Here is a 6,322-nt window from a genome sequence, read left to right on the forward strand (position 1 = left end):
GATAATCTTTCTCGGATTCAATCAATAATTGAACCGCTCTTTCTCTGATTTCAGGGGTATATTTTACTTTTTTCATCGGGACATTCTCTCAGAAAGCTTGGTCTCCGACAAACCCGGTACGGTTCAAGGTGAGATTTCTAAAATATATGTAGACAAAAATTCAATCAAAACAGCACCAAATAATAATGATATTAGATATTTTTCTATAAAAGAAGTTCACTCAAATCCTAAAAATAATGTAGTGAAAAATAATTTAGCGATTGAATGTTCACAAGGTCTTTTCTTGAGCCCATTTACTAATCAATGGGAACCTATTTTTCAAAGAGGCTATATTATTGGTACTCTAAAAACCTATGAATATTATAGCTATACAACTGTTTGCGATGATGTCAGAGGAAAATATTCTAATAACATTATTATTAATACAAACAGAATTGGATTTTAATAATAGCCTAAGCAGAACAAGCTTCTCAAAAGCTCTTCTATAAAAATATAAAAACCTATAAAAGCAAAAGCACATGCTCTCAACTTCTCAACTCGTTACCCAAGCGTCGCACTTCGTGCTTTGGCTTTGGTGAACGGTTGAGAGAGTTTCGGCAATACTCTCCCTAAAGGCGGTCATTTAAAAAAATGACACATCCTTTAAGTATTGCCGATTTACCGCATATTCTTTTGGCTTCGGAGCCACGTATATCGGTCGTATCCGCACATAGCTTTGCAGACTATGCAGACAAGGACTAAAGGTCTTGCACCTTCTCCCACGCGCTCCCTGTCGAAGTATGGCGGTATCTCTGCGAGGGTTTCCCCAACATGCAACTTAACCAACCTATACAGCTACTCTTAACGCTCCGCTTTTGTGAGATTCCCCTGTAGCGGTTTAGCCTTTCGACTATCGCTACGTTGCACCAGTGACACTTATTCCCTCCACATGCAACGCATGCCAATCCCTAAAACGGACACGCAGAAGCAGGCAAAGCTCGATCTATGATGCTTATTTGATGATTTAAAACACGGATTAACGAAGACTTATCATTTTGAGACTTGATCTAAACACTGTTTATTGTGAAAATAGAGTTCAGGTACCAGCCTTTGGTGAAATCATAACGGTCGCCAAACCTTATGATCTTCGTTATTCGATGGGTTAACATCAAATAACTGCGTACCGTAGAATTTACTGGAAAACCCCTCTAAGTTGCAAGGCTTAGGGGGGATTTTCTTTATAATTTACAATTACAAATTTACTTATCCTTATTTAAAGCAAATTTTCGCTTCTTAATCACAGTAATTGACTTTTCTTGTGAAGCTATATTTTGCTGAATAGCTACCTGCTTCATTTTTACTGGTAAAGTAATCTTTTCATCAGATTTGGGGCTAGATTCTTTAGGCTTTGAATCTGTTGGCTTTTGCAAAGTTGCTTCTTTATTTTTAATTTTTATATAAATTTTATGTACGACCGTATTGTGTTCTTTGATCTCCTTATTTTTACTCTTTATTTTTTTATATTGTTCTTTAAAGGGCGTTATAAAATTCTTAACCGTTGATAGCAGTACAGCTTCATCAGAGTGTATATCTGCTAATGTCTTTGGTGTTTCACTTTGTACAAAATCAATAAAATGTAAGGGAAATTTTTCAATAATCTCTGGAGTAGCAAAACTAACAAAATGATATCCGTGATAAGAAATTACAGCGTAATTTGTATCCTGTTTAATCGGATGTTTGATATATCCCTTTACTGTCGCTTCTCCTTGATCCAATAGCTTTTTTAGATAGAAATCCTTGATATGATTCTCTAAAACTCTACTTTTTCTATAAAAATTAATCTTATTGTTAATCTCTTCTCGCTCTTCTATTTCATCAACAATATCTAACTTATGACTAAATTCAACAAATTGAGCATGATGATATTCAGCAAGTTTAGAAGTCCAAATTAAGATTTGTCCAAGATTATCAGGCTTAATAATCTCAATATCGTTGAAATCAAGTTTTTTTATTAGTGCAAGTTCTTCATGCTTGAACTCTTTTCTTTCCAAACTTGAATGTTTCAACATAACAACTTCCTTAACCACGGCGTATCCTTCAAAAACTATAAAGTAAAAGCTCATTTGGTATGAATACCAAATGAGCTTTCTAATTAATCAATCAAACATTAAAACAAAAAAGGGAGGTCATACCTAATTAAGTACGTTTCAATGCCATAATATGGCGAACCATATCGTTAATATGTTGTTTTGTTTCATTATCTTGTGAACCTAACCATGTCACCACATCAGCATCAAAAGCCTTTGCTTGAGCGATGGCGTGACGTTCCTGTAATTTTTTCACAAAACTAGGTTTAACCAATGGGGCATTGGTAGGATCAAAATTTTTATAGCGTTCTAATTCATTTTGCATTGCTGTACCTCCGCTTTTGGTGATGTGATGGTTCAAATGCAGTGATTATTCTCGCAACATCTCCACGTTCAACCCAAACCACTGTTAATAGTCTACCACGATTGCTTAAACCGACTGATATTAGTCGTTGTTCGTCATAGTGTCCTACATCATCAAAAGACATCAATGCAGGATCAAGGAAAATACTACAGACTTCTTCGAACGTAATTTCACGCCCTCTGTAGACTAAATCCATTTTTTGGTCATGCCATTCAAATAACAAGCCGTAATATTCAATCAATGGCATGATTACCCCTTTTCCTCTCGTAGAATTGAAATTAAGTAAGAATTTTCTTTTAGCATAAGAAATATTCTTATTATTTTGGGTCTATGACACAAAAATCGCCATTTTTTCCATATCCGCACTGCTTTTTCATCACTCGGACACACGGTTTAGATTCTCCATCAACTTTACAACTTCCAATATCAAACTGGATGCCTTGCTGTCTCAGGCTCTCGATCTGCGGGATATTGCCTAAAGGTTTGATATAAACACTAAACAGCCAAATGATACCAAGCATCAGAATGGCAAAGATGCCTAGAACAATGGTAATGAGCTTCCATGACAACTGATCACGGGCTGATTCAATTGAATTATTCAAGCGTCCAAGTGCTTTAGCGGTCTTAATAAGCTCCGCTGTACCCTCCTGTAAGCCCGTATTTAGCGATTTTGATACAGTATGGTGGGTCTGCCCAGCAATAGTGCTTTGAATGTGTTCTTTCGTGATTTGAAGCTCTTTAACGGCCTGATTGACGAGGTTCTGCTGTTGTTCTGCAACTGCCATTAGTGCATATAGCTTTTTTTCATCAGGTGTCATCGGCTCATCCCTCTAAACTTCATTGTTTTCTGTTGCTCTCTTTCTAATTTCTGCTGTTGTTTGTACTGTTCCAAAGCAAGCTGTTTAAAGCTGTCAAAATCAGCCTTAAAGCTCTCAATACCCTGTTTAATTTCTTTGTCTGAAATTGGGCTGTTTTTGAGGTCTTTCAGGTCTTGTTTGGGGTCGCCTAAGTCTAGTCGCTCAAGCTCTTTATAGGCTGTACGTGATTGTTGTAGGGCTTCCCTAATTTCAGGGTCTTTGGCTTGGCTTGGTAACAGTTTCTTTTCGGGTTCTTTCTCTATGCCTTGCTCTTTGTAGCTTCGCATATCAATACGGCTATCAATTTGATGTTTTTCTAAATGGCTGTTGCATAAATCCGCCCATCTTTGGCGTAGGTCTTTAATATCAATTTTTCGTTCCTGGTAACTCTTGCCTGTATTGTCTTTTTTAGCTCCGCCACGTTCAGGATTTTTGCTGTTATAGCGTTTGAAATATTGCTCTGGATCTCGTTCGATTCCATCTTGCAGACGTTCATTAAACATGAGATGCACGTGGGGCTGATCGTTGCCGTCCATTGCTTTAGGGTTATGAATCGCAAACTGATATGGATATTTTGAGCCGATCTCGGACTGAATGAACTCCTCAACCAGTTCTAGACGTTGTTTGGCATTCATCTCTCTAGGCAGGGCAATTTCATATTCTCGATAGGTACTGCCATTTTTGCGCTCGTAAAGGTCGGCTGCTTCCCAAAAGGTAATCGGATTATGTTCAGCCCATTTCGGCATATTCCCATAGGCACTATGTTCAAGGTCGGTTTCTGCCTGTTCTTGTTTCAGCTTTTTTTCTTCATCCCGATCAATATATTCGGCATGCGGTGCTGCTTTACCTGCCTTACCGACTTTGACACTTAAACGAGCAATCGCCATTAGGTCTTATCCTGTTCCTTTTTTCGGTTACGTTCTTTTTTAAACGCTCTTTGATCAAGTATCGAAGCCCACATCATAATGATGATAATTAGCGGTGCTGCGATCACGCCAAAACTAATATCTTTGATTTTTCCCAATACCTGTTTTAGTTGCATGCTGTTGCTCCTAGCTTTGGTACTTCTTTTTTTCATTCAATTTTCAATTGAACGAAAAAAAGAAGTTTCAGGGTTTTAGGGATGAAGTCCCTAACGTGCTTAGGTTTCTCAATGAAATTGAGAAACGTCTAAGCGCGCCATCAATTTTTTGATGGAAGTACAGGCGACAATCTCTAGAACGACTTTAACAAAATTGCGTACCTTGGACGTAATTATTTTGTTATCGTTCTTTGAGTATTGAGCCTGTGCTTTTGCGGTATATGAATTAAGGAATTGAATATGAATAATGATTGGCTGTCTGAAAAAATTACCTACATTTCTGCTTTAAAGAATCCCAGTGATGCACAAAAGCTTTTATTAGAATTAGCTCAAATCCAATACCGTACTCCCGACCAAGAGAAAAAATTGAATGCCTTGATCAAAGCTGAAAAAGCCATAGATCGAGCGAATAAACAGAAGATAGCAGTCAGAAAATTACTGAATGCAGAAAAGGAAGCTGAACGAAAAGCTCGTACACGTCATCTCATTCAATTAGGCGCACTTTTTGAAATTGCTAACCTTGATCAGCGTGACCCAGCCGAATTACTTGGAATTCTGCTTAAAACTGCTGAAATAGACCCAAATGATATGAAATGGCAAATTTGGAAGGATTTAGGATTAGAAGTTCTCAAACAACGTAAAAATAATTCAAATTAATTATAAGCTAAGCTAGATCAGCAATAAATTAAGTTATGATTTAACAAATCATTATGAGATTTCATAGGACAATTAATGAAAAAGTTTATCTTAGGACTCTGTCTATCTTTACCAATTCTCTCTCATGCAGCACCTAAATGGGAACTTGCTAATGTATTCATCACAAACAAAGATAAAGGTGAACCGTACCGGGTTTGTCGGAGAGTTTTTTATTTAAGTTAGGCCACCTGACCTAACGGGTTAATCTTATCATAGTACATTGCTTCAAAATCAAAAGGTGATACATAACCTAGTGCACTATGTACACGCTCTTTATTGAACCAATCTACCCAATTTAGTGTCGCAAGTTGGGCACTGTTGCAAATAGGCTGACATGATAAGCTAAATATCTTATTTATTTCGAGATACAGCAGATGAATCCCTTCCACGGTCGGCACTTTCAAGGTGAAATCATTCTTTGGGCTGTTCGTTGGTATTGTAAATATGGCATCAGCTATCGTGAACTTCAGGAAATGCTGGCCGAACGTGGAGTGAATGTTGATCACACCACAATTTATCGCTGGGTTCAGCGTTATGCTCCAGAAATGGAAAAACGTTTACGTTGGTATTGGCGTAATCCTACAGATCGACATTTATGGCATCTGGATGAAACTTACGTAAAAGTGAATGGCAAATGGGCATATCTATACCGTGCAGTTGACCAACGTGGCCATACTCTTGATTTCTATCTTTCTGCTAGACGAAATACCCATTCAGCTTATTGTTTTCTTGGAAAAATTTTAAATAATGTGAAGAAGTGGCAAATTCCACAAGTGATCAACACGGATAAAGCACCCACATATGGACGTGCTTTATCACGGTTAAAACGGGAAGGTAAATGTCCACCAGACCTTGAGCACAGGCAGATTAAGTATAAAAATAACGTGATTGAATGTGATCATGGCAAGCTAAAGCGGATCATCAGGGCCACATTAGGATTCAAATCTATGAAGACGGCTTATGCCACAATTAAAGGTATTGAAGTCATGCGTGCACTACGTAAAGGACAAGCATCGTCATTTTATTATGGTCAGCCTCAGGGTGAAGTGTGTCTAATCAACAGGGTTTTCGGTCTCTAAGTACTTTTTAAAGGGAACATCATCGACTCAAATCTCTATTTGCAACAGTGCCCCATGAAGTGCCTGCCTGCGTCTGTTAGCCGAACGCCCCGCGCATGGCGCTCAAATAGCAGGACACCAAGGTTATCCTCCAGCGCTTTCACACGCGCGCTGACGCTCGACTGGCTGATACCAAGTGC

At 38.1% G+C, this 6,322-nt stretch carries 10 protein-coding genes and 1 pseudogene; 3 read left to right on the forward strand and 8 right to left on the reverse strand.

Translation table 11 applies throughout. From position 1 onward, the window contains the following. The first annotated feature begins 97 nt into the window (after positions 1 to 97). Positions 98 to 445: a hypothetical protein gene (locus tag FTU29_RS16965; RefSeq protein ID WP_159138984.1), complete on the forward strand. Its 348-nt coding sequence runs from the start codon at positions 98 to 100 to the stop codon at positions 443 to 445. A 793-nt stretch (positions 446 to 1,238) separates the two neighbouring features. Here the strand turns inward: FTU29_RS16965 and FTU29_RS16970 are convergent. The 6 genes from FTU29_RS16970 to FTU29_RS16995 form a co-directional block, all read right to left on the reverse strand. Then, positions 1,239 to 2,048: a hypothetical protein gene (locus tag FTU29_RS16970; protein ID WP_108091266.1), complete on the reverse strand. Its 810-nt coding sequence runs from the start codon at positions 2,046 to 2,048 to the stop codon at positions 1,239 to 1,241. 127 nt (positions 2,049 to 2,175) lie between these two features. Further along, complete coding sequence (locus FTU29_RS16975) at positions 2,176 to 2,391, reverse strand: hypothetical protein (RefSeq protein WP_042087985.1); 216 nt, start codon at positions 2,389 to 2,391, stop codon at positions 2,176 to 2,178. Then, positions 2,381 to 2,677, reverse strand: coding sequence for a BrnT family toxin (locus tag FTU29_RS16980; RefSeq protein ID WP_042087986.1), 297 nt, complete (start codon positions 2,675 to 2,677; stop codon positions 2,381 to 2,383). Before FTU29_RS16980 ends, FTU29_RS16975 begins: the two co-directional genes overlap by 11 nt. Before the next feature lie 70 nt (positions 2,678 to 2,747). Further along, complete coding sequence (locus tag FTU29_RS16985) at positions 2,748 to 3,248, reverse strand: hypothetical protein (protein ID WP_068550831.1); 501 nt, start codon at positions 3,246 to 3,248, stop codon at positions 2,748 to 2,750. Further along, positions 3,245 to 4,174: a MobA/MobL family protein gene (locus FTU29_RS16990; RefSeq protein WP_119065094.1), complete on the reverse strand. Its 930-nt coding sequence runs from the start codon at positions 4,172 to 4,174 to the stop codon at positions 3,245 to 3,247. The genes FTU29_RS16985 and FTU29_RS16990 overlap by 4 nt, the downstream gene beginning before the upstream one ends. After that, positions 4,174 to 4,329 carry a hypothetical protein gene (locus FTU29_RS16995; RefSeq protein ID WP_002061201.1) on the reverse strand — a complete coding sequence of 52 codons (156 nt, stop codon included), beginning with the start codon at positions 4,327 to 4,329 and terminating at the stop codon, positions 4,174 to 4,176. The genes FTU29_RS16990 and FTU29_RS16995 overlap by 1 nt, the downstream gene beginning before the upstream one ends. Positions 4,330 to 4,608: 279 nt before the next feature. Here FTU29_RS16995 and FTU29_RS17000 point away from each other — a divergent pair, with 279 nt between their 5' ends. Then, positions 4,609 to 5,025, forward strand: coding sequence for a conjugal transfer protein TraD (locus tag FTU29_RS17000; RefSeq protein WP_108091264.1), 417 nt, complete (start codon positions 4,609 to 4,611; stop codon positions 5,023 to 5,025). A gap of 218 nt (positions 5,026 to 5,243) precedes the next feature. Here the strand turns inward: FTU29_RS17000 and FTU29_RS17005 are convergent. Further along, a pseudogene (locus FTU29_RS17005) lies at positions 5,244 to 5,375 on the reverse strand (IS3 family transposase); the annotation flags it as partial. A 63-nt stretch (positions 5,376 to 5,438) separates the two neighbouring features. On the opposite strand from FTU29_RS17005, the gene FTU29_RS17010 reads away from it, so the two are divergent. After that, entirely contained in the window at positions 5,439 to 6,143 is a 705-nt protein-coding gene (locus FTU29_RS17010; RefSeq protein WP_005028420.1) for an IS6 family transposase, read from the forward strand. A gap of 35 nt (positions 6,144 to 6,178) precedes the next feature. Here FTU29_RS17010 and FTU29_RS17015 read toward each other — a convergent pair. Next, on the reverse strand, positions 6,179 to 6,322 hold a 144-nt coding region (locus FTU29_RS17015; protein ID WP_180007109.1), incomplete at its 5' end, for a LysR family transcriptional regulator.

Origin of the sequence: Acinetobacter sp. YH12086, from assembly GCF_013419345.1 — a bacterium.
Classification (GTDB): Bacteria; Pseudomonadota; Gammaproteobacteria; order Pseudomonadales; family Moraxellaceae; genus Acinetobacter; species Acinetobacter amyesii.